We start from the raw sequence: 26,434 nt of genomic DNA, 5'->3' as shown, positions 1-26,434 counted from the left end.
GAGATTTAACGCTTTTAATTTTGCTGGCATGAAAAAGTCTACTATTTGGGTATTAGGTATTGTAATGGGGCTATCATTTCTTAGCTTATTGTATTTGCAGGTAAGCTATATTGAAGAAATGGTGAAAATGCGCAAAGGGCAATTTGATGAGTCTGTTCAGCGCAGCTTGGTCCAGGCGTGTCGGAATATTGAGTTGGTGGAAACTAAAAAGTATCTTGAGGATGATGCGATTGCTACGGAAAAAGCAGCACAGCTGTCCAGGGAGCAGTCCGAAGAGAAGAAGGGGGAAGGAAGTGGTGATGTGGTGGCGCATACGCATGAGTATTCCATTACTTCCGACGGATTGAACGGTTACTCTACTTTTGAATTGAAGATGAGGTTCAGTGCGAATCGTCCTTCTAATATTCCTAAAGCAATTATTTCGACTGGTAAGAACATTCCTCAGACTTCAAGAGCCTTGCAGGAAATAATCAAAGACAGATATGTGTACCAACGTGCATTGTTGGACGAAGTGGTCTATAACATTTTGTATACAGCTAGTGACAAACCTTTGAACAAAAGAATCAACTTTAAACAGTTGGACTTGTTTTTAAAGACGGAATTGCTGAATAATGGCATTGACATTCCTTATCATTTTACGGTGACAGACCGTGACGGGACGGAAGTTTACCATTGCCCTGATTATACCAAAGAGGGTAGTGAGAATACATATCCGCAGGTTTTATTTAAAAATGATCCTCCGGCTCGTATGGCGACAGTAAATATTCATTTTCCTACATTGAACAGTTACATATTCAGTTCTGTTAAATTTATGATCCCGTCACTGATCTTCACATTCGTATTGCTTGTGACGTTCATCTTTACTATCTATATCATCTTCCGTCAGAAGAAGTTGACCGAGATAAAGAATGATTTCATAAACAATATGACACATGAATTCAAGACGCCTATCTCTACCATATCGTTGGCGGCCCAGATGTTGAAAGATCCGGCAGTGGGCAAATCTCCTGCTATGTTCCAGCATATATCCGGAGTGATAAATGATGAGACCAAACGTTTGCGTTTCCAAGTGGAAAAGGTGTTGCAGATGTCTATGTTCGAAAAGCAAAAAGCGACGCTGAAGATGAAAGAGGTGAATGCAAATGATTTGATAGCCGGTGTTGTCAATACTTTCACGTTGAAGGTAGAGAAATACAATGGTAAAATCACTTCGAATCTGGATGCGGTAAATCCGGATATATTTGTAGACGAGATGCATTTTACAAATGTTATTTTTAATTTGCTGGACAATGCAGTGAAATATAAAAAACAGGAAGGCGAATTGTTGTTGAATGTACGTACTTGGAATGAATCGGGCAAGCTTTATATCTCTATCCAGGACAATGGAATAGGTATTAAGAAAGAAAACCTGAAGAAGATATTCGATAAATTCTATCGTGTGCATACCGGTAACCTACACGATGTGAAAGGCTTTGGTTTGGGACTGGCTTATGTGAAAAAAATAATTCAAGATCACAAAGGGGCTATACGTGCCGAGAGTGAATTGAATGTAGGAACTAAATTTATAATTGTATTACCTTTATTAAAAAATGAATAATATGGACGAGAAATTGCGTATCTTGTTATGCGAAGATGATGAGAATCTTGGCATGCTATTGAGAGAATATTTGCAGGCAAAAGGCTACTCGGCCGAACTTTGCCCGGATGGTGAGGCTGGCTACAAGGCTTTCCTTAAGAACAAATACGACTTATGTGTATTGGATGTGATGATGCCGAAGAAAGACGGTTTTACTTTAGCACAGGAAATCCGTCAGGCTAATGCTGAAATTCCTATTATCTTCCTGACTGCTAAAACTTTGAAAGAGGATATATTGGAAGGCTTCAAGATTGGTGCGGATGACTATATCACTAAACCGTTCAGTATGGAAGAGTTGACTTTCCGTATCGAGGCTATTTTGCGTCGTGTACGTGGTAAGAGAAACAAGGAAAGCAATATCTACAAGATTGGTCGTTTTACTTTCGATACTCAGAAACAAATTTTGGCTATCGATGGAAAACAGACTAAACTGACTACGAAAGAATCCGAATTATTGGGCTTGCTTTGTGCTCATGCTAATGAGATTCTGCAGCGTGATTTCGCATTGAAAACCATTTGGATTGATGATAATTATTTCAATGCACGAAGCATGGACGTGTATATCACTAAGTTGCGTAAACATTTGAAAGAAGATGATTCTATCGAGATTATCAACATTCACGGGAAGGGGTATAAACTGATTACTCCTGAAGTAGAATAAGGCTGAGTGAAATAGATGAAATAAAAAAGTCCGGAACATTTGTTTCGGACTTTTTTATTTTTGTTCTCTTATACTTTAATCAACAATGCGTTTGTTTAATACAATATAAACGATTAAACCTATAACGATAAGGGCGGCACTTCCACCTAAAACACCGTTGTCGTTAATTGCTGCACTTCCGGTGAAGAAAACACCGACTAAAATAGCGGCGCCGATGATCATCAGTATCAGACCTAAATTCTTAAGTAAGCTTTTCATGTGTGTATTTTATTAATAGATTATATTTATTCTTGTGTACAAATTAAAGCATAATTCTCTTATCATGGAAATTATTTTAGGAAAAAAAGATGAAAACCTTGAAAAACTTTAGTCTTTGATGTTGGTGAATACCTTTCTTAATACATCTTGGCTGACTTTCAGTTCTTCCAATGTTAATCCTTGCAGTGCTTCTTTCAATGTCTTGTTTGCGATGAAACGTGCTTTGCCTTCCAATTCTCTGCCGGTTTTGGTCAAATGAATTAAATTGGTGCGTCGATCTCTTTTGTCGGCGATGCGCACCACCAAATGCTGGCGTTCCATATTGTCTATCAAGCGGGTCATGCTGGGTTTGTCTTTAAAAGTGGCATTACATAGTTCTTGCTGTGTGACACCATCTTTTTCCCATAGAAAAAGAAGGACTGTCCACTGTTCGGGGGTAATTTCTACACCATTCTGGCGAAAATTCCGGCTTAGTTTCCGGTTGATGGCGGCAGATACTTTGCCATTTAATATGGCAAATATTAATTGGATATCAAAACTAAATTGTTCTATCATGGAATTATTGTTTAAACAACTTTGCAAATATACAATTCTTGGCGGATATAACTTATTTTTCACAGATAAAAAATATAAAAAGGAAAATTAATTGTAAAATGAAACTATATTTTTTGAAGAAAATTGCGATAACTCTTTGTAGATTAAGATAAAATATCTACTTTTGCACTCGCATTTGAAATTTAATTTAATAATTTAATAAACGTAGTATGAATCAATACGAAACCGTTTTCATTTTAACTCCCGTTTTATCTGATGTTCAGATGAAGGAAGCGGTAGAGAAATTCAAAGGTATTCTGACTGCAGAAGGTGCAGAGATTATCAATGAGGAAAACTGGGGCTTGAAAAAGCTGGCTTACCCCATCCAAAAGAAATCAACTGGTTTCTATCAGTTGATAGAGTTCAAAGCAGAACCGCAGGTTATTGAAAAGTTGGAAATTAACTTCCGTCGTGACGAACGTGTTATCCGTTTCTTGACTTTTAAAATGGATAAATACGCTGCTGAATATGCTGCTAAGAGAAGAAATGTTAAATCAACTAAAAAGGAGGATTAATCATGGCACAGCAACAATCAGAAATCAGATATTTAACTCCGCCCTCAGTAGACGTAAAGAAGAAAAAATACTGCCGTTTCAAAAAAAGTGGTATTAAGTACATTGATTACAAAGATCCTGAATTCTTGAAGAAATTCTTGAACGAACAGGGTAAAATCCTTCCTCGCCGTATTACAGGTACTTCTCTGAAGTTCCAACGTCGTATTGCGCAGGCTGTTAAAAGAGCACGTCACTTGGCGTTACTTCCATTTGTAACTGACATGATGAAATAATAAGGAGGAATAAGTATGGAAATAATTTTGAAAGAAGACGTAGTGAACTTAGGCTACAAAAATGATATTGTAACTGTGAAGTCTGGTTACGGTCGTAACTATCTTATTCCGACTGGTAAGGCAGTGATTGCTTCACCTTCAGCTAAGAAAATGTTGGCAGAAGAGCTGAAACAACGCGCTCACAAATTGGAAAAGATTAAGAAAGATGCTGAAGCTATGGCAGAACAGTTGAAGGATGTAACCTTGACTATTGCTACTAAAGTGAGTGCCACAGGTACTATTTTCGGTTCTGTTAGCAACATTCAAATTGCTGAGGAATTGGAAAAATTGGGTCACAAGGTTGACAGAAAGATTATCGTTGTGAAAGATGCAGTGAAAGAAGTTGGTTCTTACAAAGCTATCGTTAAACTTCACAAGGAAGTTTCTGTAGAGATCCCGTTCGAAGTAGTTGCTGAATAAAATCTGTAAATACTTTAAAGTATAATGATGCTGAAAAAGCCCGGTTCGTGAGAGCCGGGCTTTTTCTTTTTAATATGTTTGATTTATTAATTCAATCGTTTCTTTTATAGCTTTTTGAGGAGTGGTAAAAGGATTTTCATTAAAAGTATTTGGCATAGTGAGGATCAGTTGTTTGATATCATATTCTTGTAGTCTGGCTGCCCATACTTCATAAATACTGTTATAATTTTTATGAATATTATTGCTGGTTTGGTGAGATAAATAGCGAGTTATATGGTCCTGTTTGTATTTATAATAGTCTTTGTTGTCTTCATTTATTTTTCTGCATCCTTTATAGGCTTGTAAAAGTTTTAAAATGAACTCTTTGTCAGGTATCTGCTGCATCAGCGCTGAGCTTTTCAGTACTTCTAGCGCATCTTCCGAATACTCACAATTTTCATACGCAAAAGGAGCATTGGCATTGTTTTCTAAAATAGAAGCTTTAATGGTTTGAAGTGAATCCTGTTTTTGTATTAACAATCGGAAGAAATTAATTTCATTTAAATATGCGGCTTCGGCCTGATTGATACTTTTTAAATTCTCTTCTAATTCCATTTTTATCATTTGCATACTTTTATTTATCTGCTTCTCTTGTGAGGCACTGTTTATAAAATCAGTTCCGGCAAGAGTGATAAATACTCCGGCAGTGACAATTGATAATTCGCGGAAATAATTTCCCAACTTCCAGTTTTGAAGTTTCTCTTTTAGATTTGTCTTTTTCATATTCTGCTTTTGTTTGTGGTTCGAGAAACAAAAGTAGATAATTTGTATTGTAAAGCAATGGAATGCTGGCAGAAAGGGAGAGGTAAAAACATAAAAAAAGTCTGTTGTGCTTTCGCACGGCAGACTTTCAATTCTCTCTAGAGTTCGTACTGAATTATTCAGCCTTAGTAGAGTCACAGCAAGCAACTGTAGAGTCACAAGCAGCTGAATCTGCTACAACTTCTTCTACAACAGCAGCTTCTTCTACTACTGCAACTGAATCAGTTGCTTCTGCGTTGTTGTTAGCAGCTTTGTTTCCGCAAGATGCGAAAGAAACAGCTGCGAAGGCTACGAACAAAAATACTAATTTTTTCATTTTCTTTGCTTTTTAAATCTGTAATACTAATGTTGCTTTCTTAAAACGATGCAAAGGTATACACTTTTTTAATACGTTGTACCAAAAAGAACAACTTTTTTTCTAATTTTTTATGTTATACAACCTATTTTGCTGATTAGTAGCATGTTTTACAACATATTTATTCTTCGGTAATACTGTTATATAAGAATCGCTTGATGCTTTTTTTGGGAGTTTTTTCGAACTCTGTGGGATAAAGTTGTATTTTACTCACTTGTTCATAGTTTCCTACCAGTTTATTCAGATTCTTCAAGTTTTCATCCATTACTGTTTTTAGGTTTTCGGGGGTATTGAGTCCCAGACTGTCCAGACTTTCATAATCAGGATATACTAAAGCTACCAGTTTCTTGTTGCGCTCTATGATTAAACTTTCTAGAACGAATGGCATATTATTTAGCTTGGATTCTATCTCTTCAGGAAAAATATTCTGTCCATTAGAACTCAAGATCATGGTTTTACTACGGCCTCTTATATAAATGAATCCGTTAGCATCTATTGTACCTAAATCGCCTGTTTTCAACCAACCATCTTCAGTAAATACCTCACGGGTAGCTTCTTCATTCTTATAATAACCTTTCATTACGTTTTCACCACATACCTGTATTTCTCCGGTTATGTTATAAGGATCATCCGAGTCGATACGGACTTTCATGATATCCAGTATCTTTCCGGCAGAACCAGGTATAAATTCATTCCATGGAGCATAACTGATCAGTGGGGCGCATTCGGTCATGCCGTAACCGATGGTGAACGGAAATTTTATTTTGTGGAAAAAATCGGTGACTTCCGGATTCATGGCAGCTCCACCGATAATGACTTCTTTAAAACGTCCGCCTAATGCGTCAATCAGTTTTTTGCGAATCTGTGCATAAATCTGGTTGTCTAGTAAAGGTATGTTAAGCGCCCATTTCATGCTGCGTTTGTTGATGAGCGGCTGAATTACATTCTTATAAATTTTTTCTATAACTAATGGTACTGTAATAATAAGGTTGGGTTTTACTTCCTCAAAAGCTTTCATCAATATTTTGGGAGAAGGTGTCTTGCCTAATAAGGTGACATGTGTGCCGACAGCAGTAGCGGTTAGAAAATCAAAAGCACATCCGTATGCATGGGCCAAGGGAAGGAAGGAAAGTACCTTTTCTCCTTTCTTTAAAAGTTCTGTACGGATACCGAAGGTAACGTTTCCTGCCAGATTATTGCCCGTAATCATTACTCCCTTACTGAATCCGGTAGTTCCTGAGGTATAATTCAGTAACATGACCTTCTCATTGGAGAGTTCTGTATAATTGATATTTTCCTTATAGAAGCCTTTGGGGAAATTCTTTTTCATTGCTGCATCCATATTTTTCATGAATTTTTGGACAGTTTCACCGTCACGTTGATGCAGGCATCTGAAATCTGTTAGAGAAAATACAGCGCGTAATCCACTTAATGCTTCTTCTTCCAAATTTTCCCAAATATTATCGCTGGTAAACAGGAATGTGGATTCGGAATGATTTACAATATGATGGACATCATTCGGCTTGAAGTCTTGTAGAATAGGAACTACAATAGCTCCGTATGTAACAGTTGCCAAATAAGCGATACACCAACGGGAAGTATTCTTACCTATAATAGATATTTTATCACCACGGCGCAGGCTGCAATATTGGAATAACAAGTGTATCTTAGCTATTTCTTCCGCTACTTGTCCGTATGTAAACGTGGTATCTTCACCATAATCTGTGTAACAGGGAAGATCCCAGTTTTCTTTGAAGCTATTCTCATATAGCTTGATAAAGTTTTCTTTTATCATTGCACAATTTTTGATGTAATGTGCAAAAATAAGCATAATTATTGGTATTCTAAAAAATTTAAGCAGAATAATATGTACCTTTGCTCGCTAATTAGATAAAAAGGTATGATTGATACGACAATTTTCCAGGATAAAACGGCTGTTTATTATACATTAGGCTGCAAATTAAACTTTTCAGAAACTTCAACCATCGGTAAAACACTGAAAGAAGCAGGTATACGTACAGCACGTAAGGGTGAGAAAGCTGATATTTGTGTTATTAATACTTGCTCTGTAACCGAGGTTGCGGATAAGAAATGCCGTCAGGCCATCCATCGTTTGGTTAAACAGCATCCGGGTGCCTATGTAGTAGTGACGGGATGTTATGCCCAGTTAAAACCTGACCAGGTGGCTAATATAGAAGGGGTGGATGTTGTTTTAGGAGCTGAACAAAAGGGAGAGTTGATGAATTATCTCGGAAATTTGGAAAAGCATCCTCAAGGTGAGGCGATTACGACAGCTGCAAAAGACATACGTAGTTTTTCACCTTCGTGTTCTAGGGGTGACCGCACTCGTTATTTTCTGAAAGTGCAGGATGGTTGCGATTATTTCTGTTCTTATTGTACAATTCCGTTTGCTCGTGGGCGTAGCCGGAACGGACGTATTGAAGAGATTGTGGAACAGGCGCGGCAGGCCGCAGCTGAAGGAGGGAAGGAAATTGTAATTACCGGGGTGAATATTGGAGACTTCGGGAAGACAACCGGTGAAAGTTTCTTTGATCTGGTAAAGACTTTAGATCAGGTGGCAGGGATTGAACGTTATCGTATCTCGTCTATTGAACCCAACTTGCTGACGGATGAGATAATAGAATATGTGTCACGTTCACGTGCATTCATGCCGCATTTTCATATTCCTTTGCAGTCGGGCAGCGATGATGTGTTGAAATTGATGAGACGTCGATATGATACTGCATTGTTTGCTTCCAAGATACGCAAAATTAAGGAAATCATGCCGGATGCGTTTATTGGCGTGGATGTAATTGTGGGAACACGTGGTGAAACAGAGGAATATTTTGAAGATGCTTATCGTTTTATTGAAGGGCTTGATGTGACGCAGTTACATGTTTTCAGTTATTCGGAACGTCCCGGTACGCAGGCCTTGAAAATAGAGTATGTGGTGAGTCCTGAGGAGAAGCATCGCCGTAGCCAGAGATTGTTGGCTTTATCTGATGCGAAGACAAAGGCGTTCTATACCTCTCATATAGGAAGGGAAGCTTGGGTATTAATGGAAAAATCTAAGGCTGGAACTCCTATGCATGGATTTACTGATAATTACATCCGGGTGGAGATGGATCACGATGATCAATTGGATAATCAGTTGATTCGTGTAAGAATGGGAGGCTTTAATGAAGAGGGTACAGCGTTGAAGGGTGTTTTAGTCTGAATTATTCCATACATTTGGTATTAGTCTGAAAAGAAATGAAAAGGGTGTCTGTTGTTATATTGAATTGGAATGGGGTGGATATGCTCCGTAAGTTTATACCTTCTGTTATGGATAATTCAGTAGGAGAGGGGATTGAAATATGTGTGGCTGATAATGCGTCCTCTGATGGGTCGCTTGAAATGCTTCGTTCTGAATTTCCTGTAGTCCGTTTGATTGAGCTGGATCAGAATTATGGTTTTGCCGAAGGATATAACCGGGCTTTGGAGCAAGTTGATGCAGAATATGTAGTTTTACTGAATAGTGATGTGGAGGTTACTCCGCATTGGTTGGAACCTTTGCTGGATTATATGGACACCCATTCCGGAACAGTTGCCTGCCAACCTAAATTATTAAGTTGGCATAATAAGGAATATTTTGAATATGCCGGAGCGTCGGGGGGATTTATCGACCGGTATGGATATCCTTTTTGCAGAGGACGTATTTTTGATGTTGTTGAGAAGGATTGCGGACAATATGATACGGTAACGGAGGTGATGTGGGTTACGGGAGCTGCTCTTTTTATCCGGTTGGCTGATTATCGTGAAGTTGGAGGTTTGGATGGTCATTTTTTTGCCCACATGGAAGAAATTGACCTGTGCTGGCGTTTGCGCAGTAGGGGAAAAAAGCTTGTCTGTATTCCGCAAAGTGTGGTATATCATGTAGGAGGGGCTACGTTGAAAAAAGAGAATCCGAGAAAGACTTTTTTGAATTTCAGAAATAATCTGTTGATGCTTTATAAGAATTTGCCGGATAAGGAATTGGAACATGTACTTTTTATACGTGGTATACTGGATAGAGTGGCTGCCCTTGTTTTTTATCTGAAAAAGGATAGAGCGAATGCGCGTGCTGTAATGCAGGCGCGGAGAGAATTTGAGGATATAAGATATTCTTTTGCCGCTTCTCGTATAGAAAATATGATGAAGTCTACAGATGAGATAATTCCGGAACGGACTCATTTTAGCATTGTTATGAAATATTATTTGTTGGGCAAAAAACATTTTTCCCAGTTGAAACTTTTTTAAATTGCTTCTCTTTATATTTCTTTTTATAGCATTATTCCTGTATCTTTGTTTGATGAAATTTGATCAAAAAAGAAAAGGAGCTGTAAAATGAATGTTCATGAGGTAAAATCTATTGAAACAAAGTCTATTCTGTCACGTTTGAAAAGTAAAGATAATTATTGGGGAATTGCTTATAACATGAACTTGTATAGAGGGTGCCAACATGGTTGCATTTATTGTGATACACGTAGTTCTTGCTATGGTGTTGGTGATATTTCTCATATCTCTGTAAAGAAGAATGCTTTGGAATTACTGGATCATGAACTGGGAACGAAACGTGGAAAAGCAACCATTGGCACAGGTTCAATGAATGATCCTTATATGCCGTTGGAAAAACAGATGAAGCTGACTGGAGGTGCGTTGGAAATTATTGCCAAACATCGTTTTCCTGTTCATGTGATAACAAAGAGTAGTCTTGTGACTCGTGATGCCGATGTATTGCAGGATATAGGGCGCACTTATGCTGCCGTTAGTTTTACTATCACTACAGCGGATGACGAGATGGCGCGCAAACTGGAGCCTAATGCACCGGCATCTTCCGAGCGTTTTAAGGCGATGAAGATATTGTCCGATCGGGGTATATATACAGGAGTGGCATTGATGCCTGTTTTGCCTTTTATAAACGATTCTATAGAAGATATTGAGGAAATAGTAGAGAAGGCTGCCGAAGCAGGAGCGTCCTATGTGCTTCCTTTGTTCGGGGTAACTTTAAGACGGGGCTCCCGTGATTATTTTTATGATAGGGTAGAGCGGATTTTTCCAAAGATGGCCAAGCGATATCAAACTTATTTTGAAGACCGTTCTGAATGCATTTCTCCTAATGCTCCCTATTTGAATGAGGTTTTTTATCGCAGAATAGAAACATTAGGAATCAGTGCTACCATGAAATTTTATCATTCTGAAGGAAGAAAACAACTTTCTTTATTTTAATAAGTAGGGTCATGAACATGGTCTGTATATTCATTATTATTGGTTTGTGTTGTTATTTGCACGATAGCATATTTACGTTTTTAAGAGGAGGGCATGTAATAGGGTGAACTTAATTAAATGACTGGATGTTTGTCAGATAATTTTTTTCATCGTGTATAATGTACTTCTACTCCAACATTTCTGCAATCACTGCCCATAGGCGGATTTTCTTTTGACAACCGGATGATTATTTCCTGAATAGTTGGAAAATCATTAAACAGTCTTTGCCCTATGCGTTCACAGACATGCTCTAAAAGTTTGGATGGAGTTTTCATCTCTTTTTTGATGACTGCATATATATCAGCATAACTTACGGTGCCTTTCAGTTCGTCAGTTTGTGCTGCATGGGTGAAATCGGTTCTTAGTCTTAAATCAATTATAAAATTAGCTCCTACTATTGTTTCTTGTGGATCGACTCCGTGGTGAGCGAAAAACCTGGCACCTTCCAGATAAATATACATAGATGTTGCTTTCATATTTTTTCAGTTTGAGAAACAAAAGTAGAACTTTCGCTTCATATCTCAAAATTAAAAATCATTGTTCTTGTTTTCTTTTTTATCTGTTTTATTGGTCTATTTTATAGTATTAACACGAAATAAAGTTGATGGCATGGGTGTTTTCATTAATTTTGCATAATATGGAAAGAAGAATTCGTAAATTAATAAGGGTAAGTGCCATTACAGTGGGAGCCTTGCTGTTTACTGGGTTTGTGGTAGTGGCTTTTGTGATTAACTATGTATTTACACCAGATAAATTAACTCCGATAGTGTTGAATGTTGCTAATCGTTCATTGGATGCTGATTTGAAGGTAGAAAGTGTAGAATTGACTTTCTTTTCTACCTTTCCTCAATTTGGGTTAAAAGTTGACGAAGGTTTCTTGGTTTCTAAAGTATTGAATGATAGTCTTCCACAAAAGACCGATTCTTTATTGGCATTTAAAGAATGTGTGTTGATAGTGAATCCTTTGGATTATTTTTTGAAAAATAAGATCAGTGTCTATAATTTGTCTTTAAAAAATGTTGCTGTTTATGCTTATCGAAATAAAACAGGTAAGGCGAATTGGGAGATAGTGAAAACTTCCTCGGATACATTGGCTGTGGAAAAAGATACAATTTCACAAAATAAATTTGATAGCGAGATAGATATCCGTCAGGTTGAGTTAGAACATGCCAATTTGATTTTTGATGATCGTAATACAGAGGTTTATTCACGTATAGATGATGTTGATTTGCGCCTAAAGCTGGCGTTGACAAAAGGAATTTCTTCATTGGGAGTAGAATTTGAAAATAAAAATATTCTTTTTTGGCAGCAAGGTGAATTATTGATTAATAAGGTAGCGGCTTCCTTGCAGACTGATATTGAGATAGACAGGTCTACGGCATTGTGGACATTGAAAAATGCAGGATTGACTATAAATGGTATCCGGCTGGATGTAAACGGTGAATTAAAACGTGATACAGTTACCAAGATGGTGGGTGTGAACTTGAAATATGGACTACATGCACCTTCCATGGAAACAGTCATGAATATGATTCCCGAGGCTTATGTGAAACGTGGACAAATTTCGGCAAAAGGTGAGGTTAAGGTTGATGGAACATTGGAAGGTAATTATGGAAACAAACAGCTTCCGGCGGTATCATTGAATATAAAGATTAATGATGCATCCGCCCGATATGAAGGACTTCCTTATGGTATTGATAATTTTACGGCTGATTTTGAATCGTATATTGATTTGATGCGTCGCAATCCTTCATTTTTGAACTTGAAAATTCTTCATTTTGAGGGAGCACATACCAAGATTCTAGCAGATGCCAAAGTGGAGGATTTATTGGTAGATCCACTTATAACACTTCATACTGAATCTACAGTTGACTTGGATGCTTTAGCTAAAACTTTCCCTTTGCAGGAAAATGTAACCATCCGTGGTAAATTAGATGCGGGTTTAAATTTAAAATGTCGTCTTTCTTCTTTGAAAAAGCAGGATATTGGACGTATCAGGTTAGGGGGAAGATTGGCTTTAAAGGATTTTGAGTTAAAAGACACTGCTAAAGATTTTAATTTTTTAGGTAATGCCGATTTAAAATTCAGTGATAGTGAAACTTTGCAGGCCGAATTGGATATCAGAGAAATAATATTGAATAGTAGGAAATTTGTTTCAGAGATAGATCGGATGAAAGCGAAGGTTGTTTCAACCAATCCTCAAGATACCACAAAGATTGTCACTTTGCAATGTGAATTGGAAATGAATAAATTGCGTGCGAATATAGGAGATTCGCTTAAAATATATAGTGGCAAGACTGCTGGAACTGGCGAACTTGCTCCGAAGGAACAAAATTCGGCGATGCCGATGATTAGCTTTTCCATGCGTACGGATTCTCTTTTCTTTAATGCCAATGAAACGAAGTTGGCGTTAGGCGTGGCAGGTATTAAGGCGAAATTGGAAAAGAAAAATGATTCGTTATGGATACCTCGGGGGATTGTTGGTTTTGATAGGTTGTTGGTACATACTCCTGAATTTGGTTTACCTTTACGAGTACGTAAGACAGCTGTAACAGTAGATGGTCCGAAAATAACATTAAGAAATGCCTCTTTGAAAATAGGGCATTCAGATATGGTTGCTACCGGTGAGGTAATGGGATTATATCGTGCGATGACTAAAAATGAAACTTTAAAAGCGCGTTTAGCAATCTCTTCTGAGATGATTGATTGTAATCAATTGATAAATTCATTCTCTTTATCTGAAGATTCAGTATCTGTGGCGGTGACAGACACAGTGTCTCCAACAGAAATGAAGCTGTTTGTGTTACCGGGTAATTTGGATTTTGAATTACAGACAGATTTGAAAAAAGTAGTGTTTGAAAAGGTGGAATTTGAAGATGTGTGTGGAAAGGTAGATTTGAAAAATCGTACATTATATTTAAGAAATTTGGAAATGCGTGCATTGGATGCTGATATGAAGGCGGTTATGGTATATCGTGCGGATTCAGTCAGAGGAGGATATACAGGCTTTGACTTTAAAATTAGGGATATAAATATAGCTAAGCTGGTAGATTTTATACCTTCAATGGATACCATTGTACCTATGCTGAGATCTTTTGAAGGAAGGGTTCAGTTTGATGTGGCTGCAGAGGCACGTCTGGATTCAAATATGAATATTCGTATACCTACTTTGCGTTCGGCCATGTATATAAAAGGGGACAGTTTGGTGTTGATGGATGGTGAGACCTTTGCCGAAATTTCAAAGATGTTGATGTTTAAAAATAAAAAGAAGAATGTATTTGATAGTATTTCGGTTAATGTAGTTGTTAATGACGGTAGTGTTCTTGTTTATCCATTTCAAGTGTCTATAGATCGTTATAAAGCTGCCATAGGGGGAGAGCAAGGACTGGATATGAATTTTAAATATCATATATCCATTTTGAAATCGCCTTTGCCTTTTAAGGCTGGAGTGAATATTTCCGGTAATCTGGATAAGATGAAAATACGTGTAGGTAAAGCCAAATATAAAGATGATGTGACTCCTGCTGCCATTCATAAAGTAGATAGTACGCGTATGGATTTAGGAAGGCGTATTGTGGAACGGTTTCATCGTATTGTAGGGGTAAGATAGAAAAGGGATTTATTTTGTTTATATAAAAAAGCTCCTTCACGAAAGTCATGAAGGAGCTTTTCCTTTGTGTTGTTACATTATATAATAAACCATTATCCACATCTCGATGTGCCACAAGTCTTGCAGATCAAGCATCCTTCTTGATATACGAGAGTTTCATTTCCGCAATTGGGACATTTTTGTCCTTCGGCACTAGTACCATCTGTTACATATTTTTTCAGTGCTCGTTCTACACCATTTTTCCATGTGTTAATGTTTTCACTGTCAAGTTGCAGAGAATCTACCAGTTTGATAACACGATCAATAGGCATTCTCCAACGAAGTACACCCGAAATCAATTTAGCATAGTTCCAATATTCTTTGTTGAACTTTTCAGACAAACCTTCAATGGTTGTTTTGTATCCACGTTTGTTTTCAAACTGGAAATCATATCGTTTGTTGCCTTCTTCATCAATGTTTTTGATGATGCGTCCGGTAGTGACCGATTTGGGCAATGAAATACCTTCTTCATCATCTTGCAGACCGGTAAAGATTTCGTATGGATGTCCATCCAACAAGCCTACAAATGCAACCCATTTTTCTTTGTTGTTTTGGAAACGTACTACTTCCGCTTCCAGTACTTTGGGGCGCACTTCTACTACCGTAGGTGGTTTGCAAGGGGGAAGTTCTTCTTTTTTGTCTTTCTTGTCCTTTTTGGTAGAAAGTAAAACTCCGGAGCGGGAGCCATCACGATAAACGGTACATCCTTTGCATCCTGAACGCCATGCCTCTACATACAAGCGGTTTACCAATGCTTCATCTACGTCATTGGGCAAATTGATAGTTACGCTGATTGAATGGTCAACCCATTTTTGGATGCGTCCTTGCATTTTTACTTTCATCAGCCAGTCTACATCATTTGATGTGGCTTTATAATAAGGTGACTTTTCTACCAATTTGTCAATTTCTTCTTGTGTATAACGCTTGGTGGGATCGTAACCGTTTACTGTCATCCATTCCACAAATTTATGGTGGAATACAATATATTCCTCAAATGCATCTCCTGTTTCATCTACAAAATCTACGTGTGTCTGAGGATCATTCGGATTGACTTTTCTTCTACGTTTATACACCGGCATAAACACCGGCTCTATGCCGGAAGTAGTTTGGGTCATTAGGCTGGTAGTTCCGGTGGGAGCTATGGTCAGGCAGGCGATATTACGTCGTCCGTATTTTTTCATCTCCTCATATAATTCTGGATCAGCTTCTTTTAAGCGGTTGATGAACGGATTGTTTTTTTCTCGTTCACTGTCATAGATAGCGAATGCTCCACGTTCTTTTGCCATGTTAACAGATGAACGATAGGCTTCCAGAGCGATTGTTTTATGTACTTGTTCAGAAAACTCTGTTGCTTCTTCTGTTCCGTAGCGTAACCCCATAGCGGCAAGCATATCCCCTTCAGCTGTGATACCTACGCCTGTACGTCTTCCCTGTCCGCTCTTTTTATAAATTTTTTCCCATAAATGTTTCTCTGCTTCTTTTACTTCCTCACTTTCGGGATCGGAATCGATTTTAGCTATGATTTTCTCGATTTTTTCCAATTCCAAGTCAATGATGTCATCCATAATGCGCTGGGCCAATGCCACATGCTTTTTGAATAAGTCGAAATCAAAGTAAGCCTCCTTTGTATAAGGGTTTACTACGTATGAGTATAAGTTGATAGCTAATAAGCGACAAGAATCGTAGGGACACAGGGGTATTTCACCACAAGGATTGGTAGAAACAGTACGATATCCTAAATCGGCATAACAGTCTGGTACGGATTCACGGATGATGGTGTCCCAAAATAATACACCGGGTTCAGCAGACTTCCATGCGTTATGGACAATCTTTTTCCATAACGCAGATGCATCAATGTCTTTCGTGAAAACAGGTTGATCGGAATCTACCGGGTATTGTTGTTTGTAAGGAGTGCCATTTACAGCTGCCTGCATAAATGCATCATCTAGTTTCACGGATACATTAGCACCGGTTACTTTGCCTTCGGTCATTTTGGCATCAATAAATGCTTCTGAATCTGGATGCTTGATGGATACGCTTAACATTAAAGCACCACGACGTCCGTCTTGCGCTACTTCACGTGTTGAATTGGAATAACGTTCCATGAAGGGCACCAGTCCGGTGGAAGTCAGTGCTGAATTTTTAACCGGAGAACCTTTTGGTCGTATATGAGATAAATCATGTCCTACGCCACCACGACGTTTCATTAATTGTACTTGTTCCTCATCAATGCGGATTATACCTCCGTATGAGTCGGCTGCTCCATCAATTCCAATGACAAAGCAGTTTGATAAGGAAGCCACTTGAAAGTCGTTCCCGATACCTGTCATAGGGCTACCTTGCGGAACAATGTATTTAAAGTGATCCAATAATTCGTAAAGCTGCTGTGCGTTTAACCCGTTCTGATATTTAGCTTCAATGCGGGCTACTTCATTTGCAATGCGCCAATGCATATCTTCGGGAGACTTTTCGAAAATGTTCCCGAAAGAATCTTTTACTGCATATTTGTTTACCCAAACCCTTGCAGCAAGTTCATCACCTTTGAAGTATTGTAAAGATGCTTCAAAAGCTTCGTCATAGGTGTACGTTTGTCTTTCCACTTTTATTTTTAGATTTACTGTAATATCAATAAGTTGTTTTAGTGTAGAAGTTACAACTCATTATAATAAAAGTTTCGGCAAAGCTATATATGTTTTTTCAATTAACAAAATAAAAAGCAGATAAGTTTTCAACAAATTGAAAGTTATCCAAGAATATTTGTTAATTTATTGATTATCAAAAGATATATATGCTTGCTTATTTGTAGAAGTTTTCTGTTTTGAAAATTTTGATGGAGGGGATGAGTGATTGACTAGTTGAAAAGGCCAGATTCTTAGCATATAATATTTTGCAAAAAATGCATTATTACTCTTTTCTTTTTTTATCTTTGCAAGAAAAATATATATGGAATCGATAAATAATAGACGGACGATCCGTAAATATAAGCAGGAAGATATTTCTGCTTCTTTGTTAAATGATTTGCTTGAAAAGGCGTTCCGTGCTTCTACAATGGGTAATATGCAATTATATAGTGTGATTGTGACTCGTGACAAGCAGATGAAAGAGAGATTGGCACCTGCCCATTTTAATCAACCGATGGTAACAGGTGCTCCGGTTGTACTGACTTTTTGTGCGGATTTTAACCGTTTTAGTAAATGGTGCAGAGAGCGTAAGACGGTACCGGGTTATGACAATCCCATTTCTTTTTTGAATGCTGCTACGGATGCATTGCTTGTGACTCAGAACTTTTGTACATTGGCTGAGGAAAATGGATTAGGTATTTGTTTTTTGGGAACAACGATTTATAATCCTGATCAAATTATTGATATCCTTCAGTTGCCGGAATTGGTTATGCCGGTGGCTACTATTACAGTAGGATATCCGGATGAATGCCCTCCACAAGTCGATCGTCTTCCTATAGAGGGTATTTTGCATGAAGAATTGTATCATGATTATACCAAAGAGGATATTGATCGTATTTATAGATATAAAGAGTCACTTCCGGAAAATCATCAGTTTATTAAAGAAAATCATAAGGAAACACTGGCTCAGGTATTTACTGAGGTCAGATACAAGAAGTCGGATAATGAATGTATGTCTGTAACTTTGAAAGAAACCTTGAAGAAACAGGGTTTTGAGAAGTGAATTGCCGGGAACTATCAATCTTAAAACAGAGGTGCGCAGAGGGAAATAAAGAAAATGCCCTTTGCGCACCTCTGTGGTTTTATTCTATTTCCTTTTGAGAGAAGCTTCAATTTCCTCAATATTCGCTTTAAATGCTTTGTCAACCTCTACTTGGTCTTTTACTATTTTGCAAGCGTGCAATACGGTTGCATGATCTTTATTACCTATTAATTGACCAATTTTGGAAGAAGAGGAGTCTGTATGTTTTTTGGCCAGATACATAGCTACCTGACGTACTTGTACCACTTCTCTTTTTCTTGTTTTAGTATGGATGGCAGATTCTTCTATCTCGTAATGGCTGCATACTTTCTGTATGATATCTTCTACTGTGACAGGCTTGCTCTCACAACAGCGTACAGCTTTTCGTACAATTCTTTCAGCCAAATCCAAATCAACATCACGCTTGAAAATAATGGATTGTGCCAAAAGTGAATTAATGATGCCCTCTAATTCACGTACACTTTCATTTACGTTTTCAGCAATATAATTAATTACTGTTTCCGGTATATTCAAACCGTCACGACGTATTTTATTACGTAAGATATTCTTTCTCAATTCTACGTCCGGCTTTTCCAATTCGGCCACTAAGCCCCATTTAAAGCGGGTCAGAAGGCGTTCTTCCATACCTTGTAGCATTACCGGCGCACGGTCAGAAGTCAGAATAAGTTGCTTACCGTTCTGGTGCAGATGGTTAAAGATGTGGAAGAATGTGTTCTGGGTTTTGGTTACTCCGGCGAATTCTTGAATATCATCAATAATCAAAACGTCTATGGTTTGATAAAAACTAATGAAATCATTGAAATGATTGGTACGAACAGAGTCAGTGTATTGCACCTGAAACAGATGTGCTGATACGTACAATACTCTTTTTTCAGGATATAATTCCTTGATGCGGGTACCAATAGCATTAGTCAAGTGAGTTTTGCCCACACCGGATGGTCCATACAAAAACAAAGGGTTGAATGTTTTTGCCGGATTTTTAGCTACAGTTTCTCCTACTGTACGTGAGAACTCATTACTATTTCCTTTTATGAAATTCTCAAAATTGTAATTTGGATTCAAATGTGGGTCTAAATCCTGCGGAGCCGGTGCCTGCATTGGATTAGGTGCCTTGTTACCATCTCGTATAACTGTTTGTGTGGGTAGTGCTGAAGAGCGTTTGCTTCCCTCCATGTTAACAGTTATATGGTTGGTCTTATCGGTCAAGATACAATACATAAGCTGCGTTCCCTCCCCAATTTCTTTATATAGGGCAGCGCGCAGCAAGTCCACAAACTTTTCTTCTAGAAATTCATAGAAGAATGGGCTGGGGACGCCAATTGTCAGTGCCTTGTCCTCATATTTAAGCGGTACGATAGGCTCAAACCACGTTTTAAAGGTCGTTTCTGGTACGTTGTCTCTGATAAGGTTCAGGCAACGACCCCATAAAACGACGTGATCGTTTTCAATCATATGAAACATTTATTATAAAAAGCGAAACTTCTACAATGCAAATTTCGAAATGAATTTCTGAAAAAACAAATCGCTTTTTTCTTGCTTTTTATTTTTAAAGAGTAATATCTTTAGTTTCAGTTACTTATAAAAACCTCTATCTAAAGGCTTTTGAAAGATTCTTGTTGTTTGATAATTGACTGATTCTTAGCTGACTATCAGTCAAAATAGGCTTTTATTTATTTTAAATGAAATAAGTCTACATGGTATTTCTTCCCTATTTGCAGTCATTTACTGAAAATAAGTGGAAAAATGGTTGAGTAGACTTATTTAGAATATTTTTAAATTAGCAAATCTGTTACTTATCTTTCTTGCCAAACAAAGAGAAATGTACATAACGTTTAGGATGCGCTTTCAAATCCTCCAATAAGGTTGCAGCGTTTGCTGTCGTCGCACTCAAATTTTGGTAGAAAGTAGGATCATTGAATAGCAATCCGATACTGTTGTCCTTGCGATTGAGTTTTTCTGTCAGCATTTGTACATTATATAAAGTGGAGTCTATTTTATTGAATGTTGAAGCATAATCAATACCTTTCAAATTGTCGCTGATAGCAATGAAGTTATCAGCAATTGTGTTTAATTTTCCAGTAAGTTGCGGAAGATCCTTTTGCATTAACATGTTTAATTGACGTGTTGTCACATCCAGATTGGCTGTCAGTTTTTCTGCGTTGTGCAAGGTTGCACTCAATGCAGGATCAGCTAATATTTTATTTAATGAATATAGGATAGAATCCATTTTGGGTAACATCTGCTCTATTTGAGGAACTAGCTTTTCTTCAGCGGCTCCCATGAGCCCCGCATTCGTTTTGCCGGGCAGGGTATCTCCCGGTTGATAGTATTCTGTAGAATTAAAGTTAAGGAGTAAGTTCATCTTTACCGTTCCCAGCATTTCTGTAACCAGTTCTCCTGTACTTCCTTTGGGGATACGCATTTCCTTGTCCACTTCCACTTCTACTGTGACATGTCCCGGTTTTGCATAGTTGTAATTGATATTTCTTACTGTACCTACTTTATAACCATTGGCAAAGACGGGGCTTGATCCGGCTAATCCGTTTATATTTGTATATTCTACATAATAGTAATTGGCAGATTGGAACATATTTATTCCTTTCAGGTAGTTGATACCAAAGATCAGCATAGCTAATGCAGCGATGCCTATTAATCCTATTTTTACCTCTTTCGTCATTTCAATTATACCTTTTATATTATCTATTCTTTTTAAATTCTTTGATGGCTTCGTTCACATTCATTTTCTCTCCGTTTTTGAAAGCGATAATGAAAGCGTCCTTAAATTTAGGAGTAATATTACGTTTCATGCGTAGTATTTTATTATAATCCGTATTTTCTCCGTAAGTATATTTATAAAGTCCTTTTTCGCGGTAATAGCTAACAGGTGATACACCTTTCAGTTGTTTACTTCCTTTGGGCAATATTTTGTTTGATACCAATATTTGTATTTTAAATACAGGCTTGGCAGATGTTCGGGCTTGGTCGCCTGTGATCTTTTTTTGTGTGGCAGGCACAGACTTTTTGGTAACCTTGTCCGGTTCCGTTGCAGTGTCCGGTTCCGCAGTTTGTATTTCTATTCTTGATTCTTTCGGTTTGTTTTCTGGTTCCGGTAATTCTTGTTCTTGTACTCTGCTGCGGCCGATGGGGGCGTCATGTTCGCGCTTGTAATTGAGGAATGCTTTATAAATGCTGTTAGATAACGCCGTAGTGCCTGCATCGGATAAAAGATATTGTTCTTCATCCGGTGTTGAGATATAGCCTAATTCAACCAAAACACTAGGCATGGAAGTGGCACGTAGAACTAGGAATCCGGCTTGATGTACTCCTTTGTCTATTCGTTTGGCTGTATTCTTGAATTGTTTTTGGATAAGAGTGGCTAATTTTACACTCTTCTCCATATTTTTGTCTTGTACAAATTCAAAAATAATATAGCTTTCAGAAGAATTTGGATTGAATCCGGCATAACGTTGTTCATAATTATCCTCTATCAAAATAACCGAGTTCTCTTTTTTAGCAACTTCTAAATTTTCTTCAGTACGGTGGAGTCCTAACGTATAAGTCTCTGCTCCCCGTACAGTTCTGCCACGGGCTATGGAATTAGTATGTATAGAGATGAATAAATCGGCCTTGGCATTATTGGCTATTTGTGCACGACGATCCAAAGGGATAAAGACATCTGTTTTCCGGGTATATATTACCTTTACGTCATTACAGTTATTTTGGATCAGTTGTCCTACTTTTAAAGCTACGTTCAGATTGATGTTTTTTTCTTTTCCACGTCTGCCGATAGCACCGGGATCATGTCCGCCATGACCGGGATCAATGACGACTACAAAGTCCTTTCCCTTTGCCGCCAGGCAGAAACAGGGAAAGACCAGCCACAGGCTACACAACAGGAATATTATTTTAAGTCTATCGGTTTTCATATCAATTAAGTTGCAAATGTAGCGATTTTTAGTGAAAACTCGGCTTTTGTCTTTAAGTTTTGCGTTTTTTATTCGAAACTTGCCACAAAACCCGAAAAATAGACGAGTGTTTGGACTAAATTCTTTTATTTTGTATTCTGAAATAAATATTAAAAGATGGATTTGTTTAAGTTTATGAAGAATTGGACGTTACCTCTAGCGATGCTTGCAGGAGTTATCGGTTATTTTGTTTTTGCCAACTTCACTTTTCTGGAGCCGACAAAGCCATTTATGAATGGGTTGATTTCTTTTTTAACTCCTTCCTTGATTTTTGCCCAATTGTTGCTTACATTCTGTAAAATTGAACCAAAAGAGTTGGTTCCTAGAGTATGGCATGGCTGGTTGTTGGCTATTCAAGCCATTTCTTGCGGTATTATTGCGTTGTTGTTAATATTTTGTCCGATGGATGAATCTTATAAGGAGATATTCGAGGCGGCTATGGTTTGTCTTATTTGTCCTACTGCTACGGCAGCGGCAGTAATTACGGGAAAACTAGGTGGAAGTGCTTCCAGTTTGACTACTTATACATTGCTTTCAAATATTTTGGCTGCAATAGCAGTTCCTTTGATATTTCCATTGGTTGAACCACATACAGATGTTACTTTTGGTATTGCTTTTCTTAAGATTTTAAGTAAGGTTTTTCCATTGTTGCTTGCACCGTTTTTTATCGCTTTATTATTCCGTTATTATATTCCCCGGCTCCACAAGTTTTTACTGAAATATCATACTTCGGCTTTTTATTTATGGGCGGTAGCATTGACCATTGTAATGGGGCAGACTACTCGCTCTTTGGTTAATAGTACTGCTGATGTAACGGTAGAGATGTTGATTGCTTTTGCCGGTTTAGTAACTTGTTGTTTACAATTTTATTTTGGTAAAAGAATTGGTAGTGCATATAATGACCGTATAAGTGCAGGACAGGCATTGGGGCAAAAAAATACAGTACTAGCTATTTGGATGGCGGTTACGTATCTTAATCCTTTATCGTCTGTCGGTCCGGGTAGTTATGTGGTGTGGCAAAACATTATCAACTCATGGCAGCTATGGAAAAAGAGAAAGAATGAGATAAAATAATGAATATAAGATATTGATATTTAGTTATTTGCTGTTTATATTCATCTTTTCCTTTGTTTTTCCGATTTTCCTATTAATTCCAATAAATGCGTTTATTTTGTTACCAGTTTGTTACTCGAATAGCGTTGAGTAACAAAAAAAATATCTATATTTGCCATCGGTAACAAAATAAAAACATAAGTATGGCGAAGAAGAAACAAGAGGCAAAATTGAAGGAGCCTGTAAGAATCCGGTTTAAGCAACTTGCCAATGGTAATCAGTCTATCTATTTGGACTATTACACTGGTGATGTTATTCTTTGGAATGAAAACAAGATAATGAGTGTCAGTAGCGGTCACCTCACCATAAAATTGTCAAACTTCTTAATAGATATAATAAAAATTGCAGAATGTTTTGTTTATAAAATATAAATAACTAATTTTGCAGCTCAAAATCAGAACAAAGCATAGATATTAATGAAACATTTGTCCTACATATTAGCTTTATGGGTGCTGTTATTATCAACAGTTCCATGCTTTCTTGAAGACAAATGTCTGTTTCAATGTGCTAATGAACAAACAGAAGAACCATGTGCTGATAATGATGGTTCCTCATGTACAGACTGCAATTGTTCACCATTTCTACATTGCAACACATGCACAGGTTGTCCAATACCCAAATTGTTTCATTCACCAACCGCCGAATTAATTCTATTAAATAATAACCTTTCGTTTTACAAAGAGAAAATGATTCCTCATTTCTCTTCCTCAATTTGGCAGCCGCCTAAGCTGATGAATTTAGCAGATTTCTGTATGTCATAATTAATATGACCTCACCATTTATTTATTAAATTCATGATGATGAAACCGCTGTTTCATCACCAGTACGTCGTGCACTTATTATAATACAGATTAAGTGTGTGGCACTAAATTGACAAAACAAGAAAAATGAAAATTAAATTAATAGCACTGGCAATAATTACATTGCTGGCACAAAGCATTTGTGCGCAAAACATATTTAAAGCAATCGTTAAAGACGGAGATACTAAAGAGATACTGGTTGGCGTGAATGCCGTTCTTAATAAAACCGCCAATGGAGCAAGCTCAGATGAAAACGGAATAATCACCATTTCGAACATACCTGACGGAAAGCAACATATCACATTCAGCTACTTAGGCTATGAATCGGAAACCAAATCATACACATTCCCTTTATCTTCTTCAGCTCCGGTCGAAATCTTCTTGGAACAAGATGATGAAATGCTGGAAGAAGTTACCATTTCTTCAACCAGAGGTACACGCACTATTCAAAACATCCCGACCCGTGTTGAATTTATTTCAAGCGAAGAACTAGGAGAAAAAGGGAGCATGAAACCGGGCGACATTCGTATGTTACTAAACGAAAGCACAGGTATTATCACCCAGCAAACTTCTGCCACATCCGGAAATGCATCAATCCGCATACAAGGATTGGATGGCAGATATACACAAATATTAAAAGATGGATTCCCCGTTTTTGCTGGTGCAGCGAGCGGACTGGGATTATTGCAAACGCCACCTCTTGACTTAAAACAAGTGGAAATCATCAAAGGCTCAACTTCAACTTTATATGGCGGTGGAGCAATAGCAGGCTTGATTAATCTTATCTCAAAAACTCCCGAAGAGAAAAGAGATTTAGGTCTGCATCTTAACGGGACATCCGGAAAAGGTTTGGACGTCAGCGCTTTCTATGGGCAACGATTCAAAAAGGTCGGTACAACCATTTTTGCTTCCTACAACAGAAATTGGGCTTACGACCCCTCTAACACCGGATTCACAGCCATTCCGCAGTTTGACAGATATGTCTTCAACCCCAAATTATTTCTCTATTTTTCAGAGAACACGCAAATGAGTGTAGGGCTAAATGCTATGTTTGAAGACCGTTTGGGCGGGGATATTGAGTATATTAAAGGAAATGGAAATGACACACATTCCTATTTCGAGAAAAACAAGACTCAAAGACATTCCACACAACTGACATTCGAACACAAATTCGGCGAAAAAGACAGAATTGATTTCAAAAACAGTGTAACATACTTCAATAGAAATATCGGTGTACCCACTTATACTTTTGAAGGTACTCAGGTATCTACCTTTAGTGAATTGACTTACACACGCACGAATCAAAAAACAGAATGGGTGGCTGGTCTCAACTTATGGACAGACAAATTTGATGAAAAGAAACTTACTGATTTTCAGTTAAGAGACTACAACCAGACAACCATGGGAGCATTCGTACAAAACAATTGGGAGGCAACAAAATGGTTGAATCTGGAAACCGGATTAAGAGCAGACTATATTCCGGATTATGGCGCAGCAATTCTACCACGAGTTTCTGCACATTTCAAAATTACGGATAAGTTTTCATCTCGACTTGGAGGAGGATTTGGCTATAAATCACCTACCATATTTACAGAGGATAGCGAAAGGCTACAATATCAGAATGTATTGCCAATTGATAAAGACAATAACAAGCTCGAAAGAAGTTATGGTTTGAATTTAGACTTTAATTATGTCACATCAATCTTCGATGGAAATGTAACTTTCAGCATAAACCAATTATTCTTCTACACTTATCTCGATAATCCTTTATTATTGCAATCTACAAAAGATGGGCTATATCGACTTAACAACATATCCGGCAATACAGATAGCAAAGGAGGAGAAACGAATGTAAAAATCGGATACAAAGATTTCCACTTATACTTAGGCTATACATACACCGATACCCGAACCAAAGAAAATGGGGTGAAACAAGAGAATATATTAACTCCGAAACATAGGTTGAACAGTATTCTAATGTATGAAGTAGAAGATAAATGGAAAATAGGATTAGAGGCTTATTATTTCAGCCCCCAAAAACTAGGAGACGGACAAAAAGGAAAACAATATGTGGTGTGCGGCTTCATGATTGAAAAAATATGGGAGATGTTTTCATTGTATGCTAACTTTGAAAACTTCACCGACAGACGGCAAACCCGCTTTGATACTATATATACCGGAAGTATATCTAATCCTGTTTTCCGGGATATTTATGCTCCTTTGGATGGATTTGTAATGAATGCGGGTGTTAAACTCAGATTTTAAATTATAAAATGGCACTATAAAATATTTTGTGTAAATGGAAAATACGGGATTCAAAATCGAGTTCCGTATTTTTTATTTTATA

23 protein-coding genes are annotated in these 26,434 nt (G+C 37.6%); 13 read left to right on the top strand and 10 right to left on the bottom strand.

Going from position 1 to position 26,434, the window contains the following annotated elements; genetic code table 11:
* The first annotated feature begins 28 nt into the window (after positions 1-28).
* Together AB5062_RS18135 and AB5062_RS18130 are read left to right on the top strand one after the other, a co-directional pair.
* Positions 29-1,597 (top strand): sensor histidine kinase KdpD, encoded by a 1,569-nt coding sequence (locus AB5062_RS18135; protein ID WP_005841165.1) that lies wholly within the window; start codon positions 29-31, stop codon positions 1,595-1,597.
* A 1-nt stretch (position 1,598) separates the two neighbouring features.
* Positions 1,599-2,297 carry a response regulator transcription factor gene (locus AB5062_RS18130; RefSeq protein WP_005841169.1) on the top strand — a complete coding sequence of 233 codons (699 nt, stop codon included), beginning with the start codon at positions 1,599-1,601 and terminating at the stop codon, positions 2,295-2,297.
* Positions 2,298-2,372: 75 nt separating this feature from the next.
* On the opposite strand, the gene AB5062_RS18125 is transcribed toward AB5062_RS18130, so the two are convergent.
* Complete coding sequence (locus AB5062_RS18125; RefSeq protein WP_005851190.1) at positions 2,373-2,555, bottom strand: hypothetical protein; 183 nt, start codon at positions 2,553-2,555, stop codon at positions 2,373-2,375.
* 108 nt (positions 2,556-2,663) lie between these two features.
* Entirely contained in the window at positions 2,664-3,110 is a 447-nt protein-coding gene (locus AB5062_RS18120; protein ID WP_005841174.1) for a MarR family winged helix-turn-helix transcriptional regulator, read from the bottom strand.
* 209 nt (positions 3,111-3,319) lie between these two features.
* Here AB5062_RS18120 and rpsF point away from each other — a divergent pair, with 209 nt between their 5' ends.
* From rpsF to rplI, 3 genes are read left to right on the top strand one after another with little or no spacing between them, the layout of a single operon-like run.
* A complete protein-coding gene (gene rpsF, locus AB5062_RS18115; protein ID WP_005841177.1) occupies positions 3,320-3,664 on the top strand; it encodes a 30S ribosomal protein S6 in 345 nt (114 codons plus the stop codon).
* Between the two features lie 2 nt (positions 3,665-3,666).
* The gene (rpsR, locus tag AB5062_RS18110) at positions 3,667-3,936 is read left to right on the top strand and encodes a 30S ribosomal protein S18 (protein WP_005841178.1); all 270 of its coding nucleotides are present in this window, start codon (positions 3,667-3,669) and stop codon (positions 3,934-3,936) included.
* Between the two features lie 15 nt (positions 3,937-3,951).
* A complete protein-coding gene (gene rplI, locus AB5062_RS18105; RefSeq protein WP_005841179.1) occupies positions 3,952-4,395 on the top strand; it encodes a 50S ribosomal protein L9 in 444 nt (147 codons plus the stop codon).
* A 69-nt stretch (positions 4,396-4,464) separates the two neighbouring features.
* Here the strand turns inward: rplI and AB5062_RS18100 are convergent, their stop codons facing one another.
* From AB5062_RS18100 to AB5062_RS18090, 3 genes are all read right to left on the bottom strand, one after another.
* Entirely contained in the window at positions 4,465-5,157 is a 693-nt protein-coding gene (locus AB5062_RS18100; protein ID WP_368326930.1) for a hypothetical protein, read from the bottom strand.
* A 154-nt stretch (positions 5,158-5,311) separates the two neighbouring features.
* A complete protein-coding gene (locus AB5062_RS18095) occupies positions 5,312-5,512 on the bottom strand; it encodes a hypothetical protein (protein WP_119064166.1) in 201 nt (66 codons plus the stop codon).
* Positions 5,513-5,672: 160 nt separating this feature from the next.
* Positions 5,673-7,346 (bottom strand): long-chain fatty acid--CoA ligase, encoded by a 1,674-nt coding sequence (locus AB5062_RS18090; protein ID WP_005851194.1) that lies wholly within the window; start codon positions 7,344-7,346, stop codon positions 5,673-5,675.
* Positions 7,347-7,451: 105 nt separating this feature from the next.
* On the opposite strand from AB5062_RS18090, the gene mtaB reads away from it, so the two are divergent.
* From mtaB to AB5062_RS18075, 3 genes are all read left to right on the top strand, one after another.
* Positions 7,452-8,768: a tRNA (N(6)-L-threonylcarbamoyladenosine(37)-C(2))-methylthiotransferase MtaB gene (mtaB, locus tag AB5062_RS18085; RefSeq protein WP_115649097.1), complete on the top strand. Its 1,317-nt coding sequence runs from the start codon at positions 7,452-7,454 to the stop codon at positions 8,766-8,768.
* 35 nt (positions 8,769-8,803) lie between these two features.
* Positions 8,804-9,829 carry a glycosyltransferase family 2 protein gene (locus AB5062_RS18080; RefSeq protein WP_005845017.1) on the top strand — a complete coding sequence of 342 codons (1,026 nt, stop codon included), beginning with the start codon at positions 8,804-8,806 and terminating at the stop codon, positions 9,827-9,829.
* 87 nt (positions 9,830-9,916) lie between these two features.
* Positions 9,917-10,798 carry a radical SAM protein gene (locus AB5062_RS18075; protein ID WP_005845014.1) on the top strand — a complete coding sequence of 294 codons (882 nt, stop codon included), beginning with the start codon at positions 9,917-9,919 and terminating at the stop codon, positions 10,796-10,798.
* Between the two features lie 146 nt (positions 10,799-10,944).
* Here the strand turns inward: AB5062_RS18075 and folB are convergent, their stop codons facing one another.
* The gene (gene folB, locus AB5062_RS18070; RefSeq protein ID WP_032939008.1) at positions 10,945-11,313 is read right to left on the bottom strand and encodes a dihydroneopterin aldolase; all 369 of its coding nucleotides are present in this window, start codon (positions 11,311-11,313) and stop codon (positions 10,945-10,947) included.
* Between the two features lie 161 nt (positions 11,314-11,474).
* Between folB and AB5062_RS18065 the strand changes: the two genes are divergently transcribed.
* Positions 11,475-14,447 carry an AsmA-like C-terminal region-containing protein gene (locus AB5062_RS18065; protein ID WP_134978316.1) on the top strand — a complete coding sequence of 991 codons (2,973 nt, stop codon included), beginning with the start codon at positions 11,475-11,477 and terminating at the stop codon, positions 14,445-14,447.
* A 92-nt stretch (positions 14,448-14,539) separates the two neighbouring features.
* Here AB5062_RS18065 and AB5062_RS18060 read toward each other — a convergent pair whose 3' ends face one another.
* Positions 14,540-17,086 (bottom strand): adenosylcobalamin-dependent ribonucleoside-diphosphate reductase, encoded by a 2,547-nt coding sequence (locus AB5062_RS18060; protein WP_117852160.1) that lies wholly within the window; start codon positions 17,084-17,086, stop codon positions 14,540-14,542.
* A gap of 343 nt (positions 17,087-17,429) precedes the next feature.
* Between AB5062_RS18060 and AB5062_RS18055 the strand changes: the two genes are divergently transcribed.
* Positions 17,430-18,170 carry an NADPH-dependent oxidoreductase gene (locus tag AB5062_RS18055; protein ID WP_032952710.1) on the top strand — a complete coding sequence of 247 codons (741 nt, stop codon included), beginning with the start codon at positions 17,430-17,432 and terminating at the stop codon, positions 18,168-18,170.
* Between the two features lie 84 nt (positions 18,171-18,254).
* Here the strand turns inward: AB5062_RS18055 and dnaA are convergent, their stop codons facing one another.
* The 3 genes from dnaA to AB5062_RS18040 form a co-directional block, all read right to left on the bottom strand.
* Positions 18,255-19,661 (bottom strand): chromosomal replication initiator protein DnaA, encoded by a 1,407-nt coding sequence (dnaA, locus tag AB5062_RS18050; RefSeq protein ID WP_117814855.1) that lies wholly within the window; start codon positions 19,659-19,661, stop codon positions 18,255-18,257.
* A gap of 337 nt (positions 19,662-19,998) precedes the next feature.
* Positions 19,999-20,886 carry an MlaD family protein gene (locus tag AB5062_RS18045; RefSeq protein WP_005851206.1) on the bottom strand — a complete coding sequence of 296 codons (888 nt, stop codon included), beginning with the start codon at positions 20,884-20,886 and terminating at the stop codon, positions 19,999-20,001.
* 19 nt (positions 20,887-20,905) lie between these two features.
* Positions 20,906-22,135, bottom strand: a complete 1,230-nt coding sequence (locus AB5062_RS18040; RefSeq protein WP_022508829.1) for an N-acetylmuramoyl-L-alanine amidase — start codon at positions 22,133-22,135, stop codon at positions 20,906-20,908.
* Positions 22,136-22,291: 156 nt separating this feature from the next.
* Here AB5062_RS18040 and AB5062_RS18035 point away from each other — a divergent pair, with 156 nt between their 5' ends.
* The 3 genes from AB5062_RS18035 (at position 22,292) to AB5062_RS18025 (ending at position 26,352) form a co-directional block, all read left to right on the top strand.
* On the top strand, positions 22,292-23,248 hold the full coding sequence (locus tag AB5062_RS18035; RefSeq protein WP_005839485.1) for a transporter: 957 nt from the start codon (positions 22,292-22,294) through the stop codon (positions 23,246-23,248).
* Positions 23,249-23,430: 182 nt separating this feature from the next.
* Positions 23,431-23,658, top strand: coding sequence for a hypothetical protein (locus AB5062_RS18030; protein WP_005839483.1), 228 nt, complete (start codon positions 23,431-23,433; stop codon positions 23,656-23,658).
* A 516-nt stretch (positions 23,659-24,174) separates the two neighbouring features.
* Entirely contained in the window at positions 24,175-26,352 is a 2,178-nt protein-coding gene (locus AB5062_RS18025) for a TonB-dependent receptor (protein ID WP_005839481.1), read from the top strand.
* Positions 26,353-26,434: the final 82 nt, after the last annotated feature.

It is taken from the genome of Phocaeicola sp. RTP21359st1_B8_RTP21360_211022 (genome assembly GCF_040911965.1).
Taxonomy (GTDB): domain Bacteria; phylum Bacteroidota; class Bacteroidia; order Bacteroidales; family Bacteroidaceae; genus Phocaeicola; species Phocaeicola vulgatus.
The sequence above is the reverse complement of the archived record's forward strand: the minus strand, read 5'-3'. Positions and strand labels throughout refer to the sequence as shown.

What these genes read in the sequence shown, in the direction of transcription:
- AB5062_RS18100 (WP_368326930.1), bottom strand. Translation starts at nt 5,157, where the DNA reads ATGAAAAAGACAAATCTAAAAGAGAAACTTCAAAACTGGAAGTTGGGA.
- AB5062_RS18095 (WP_119064166.1), bottom strand. Translation starts at nt 5,512, where the DNA reads ATGAAAAAATTAGTATTTTTGTTCGTAGCCTTCGCAGCTGTTTCTTTC.
- AB5062_RS18035 (WP_005839485.1), top strand. Translation starts at nt 22,292, where the DNA reads ATGGATTTGTTTAAGTTTATGAAGAATTGGACGTTACCTCTAGCGATG.
- AB5062_RS18045 (WP_005851206.1), bottom strand. Translation starts at nt 20,886, where the DNA reads ATGACGAAAGAGGTAAAAATAGGATTAATAGGCATCGCTGCATTAGCT.
- mtaB (WP_115649097.1), top strand. Translation starts at nt 7,452, where the DNA reads ATGATTGATACGACAATTTTCCAGGATAAAACGGCTGTTTATTATACA.
- rpsF (WP_005841177.1), top strand. Translation starts at nt 3,320, where the DNA reads ATGAATCAATACGAAACCGTTTTCATTTTAACTCCCGTTTTATCTGAT.
- rplI (WP_005841179.1), top strand. Translation starts at nt 3,952, where the DNA reads ATGGAAATAATTTTGAAAGAAGACGTAGTGAACTTAGGCTACAAAAAT.
- AB5062_RS18055 (WP_032952710.1), top strand. Translation starts at nt 17,430, where the DNA reads ATGGAATCGATAAATAATAGACGGACGATCCGTAAATATAAGCAGGAA.
- AB5062_RS18040 (WP_022508829.1), bottom strand. Translation starts at nt 22,135, where the DNA reads ATGAAAACCGATAGACTTAAAATAATATTCCTGTTGTGTAGCCTGTGG.
- AB5062_RS18130 (WP_005841169.1), top strand. Translation starts at nt 1,599, where the DNA reads ATGGACGAGAAATTGCGTATCTTGTTATGCGAAGATGATGAGAATCTT.
- AB5062_RS18075 (WP_005845014.1), top strand. Translation starts at nt 9,917, where the DNA reads ATGAATGTTCATGAGGTAAAATCTATTGAAACAAAGTCTATTCTGTCA.
- AB5062_RS18030 (WP_005839483.1), top strand. Translation starts at nt 23,431, where the DNA reads ATGGCGAAGAAGAAACAAGAGGCAAAATTGAAGGAGCCTGTAAGAATC.
- AB5062_RS18025 (WP_005839481.1), top strand. Translation starts at nt 24,175, where the DNA reads ATGAAAATTAAATTAATAGCACTGGCAATAATTACATTGCTGGCACAA.
- AB5062_RS18125 (WP_005851190.1), bottom strand. Translation starts at nt 2,555, where the DNA reads ATGAAAAGCTTACTTAAGAATTTAGGTCTGATACTGATGATCATCGGC.
- AB5062_RS18135 (WP_005841165.1), top strand. Translation starts at nt 29, where the DNA reads ATGAAAAAGTCTACTATTTGGGTATTAGGTATTGTAATGGGGCTATCA.
- AB5062_RS18120 (WP_005841174.1), bottom strand. Translation starts at nt 3,110, where the DNA reads ATGATAGAACAATTTAGTTTTGATATCCAATTAATATTTGCCATATTA.
- AB5062_RS18080 (WP_005845017.1), top strand. Translation starts at nt 8,804, where the DNA reads ATGAAAAGGGTGTCTGTTGTTATATTGAATTGGAATGGGGTGGATATG.
- dnaA (WP_117814855.1), bottom strand. Translation starts at nt 19,661, where the DNA reads ATGATTGAAAACGATCACGTCGTTTTATGGGGTCGTTGCCTGAACCTT.
- AB5062_RS18065 (WP_134978316.1), top strand. Translation starts at nt 11,475, where the DNA reads ATGGAAAGAAGAATTCGTAAATTAATAAGGGTAAGTGCCATTACAGTG.
- AB5062_RS18090 (WP_005851194.1), bottom strand. Translation starts at nt 7,346, where the DNA reads ATGATAAAAGAAAACTTTATCAAGCTATATGAGAATAGCTTCAAAGAA.
- rpsR (WP_005841178.1), top strand. Translation starts at nt 3,667, where the DNA reads ATGGCACAGCAACAATCAGAAATCAGATATTTAACTCCGCCCTCAGTA.
- folB (WP_032939008.1), bottom strand. Translation starts at nt 11,313, where the DNA reads ATGAAAGCAACATCTATGTATATTTATCTGGAAGGTGCCAGGTTTTTC.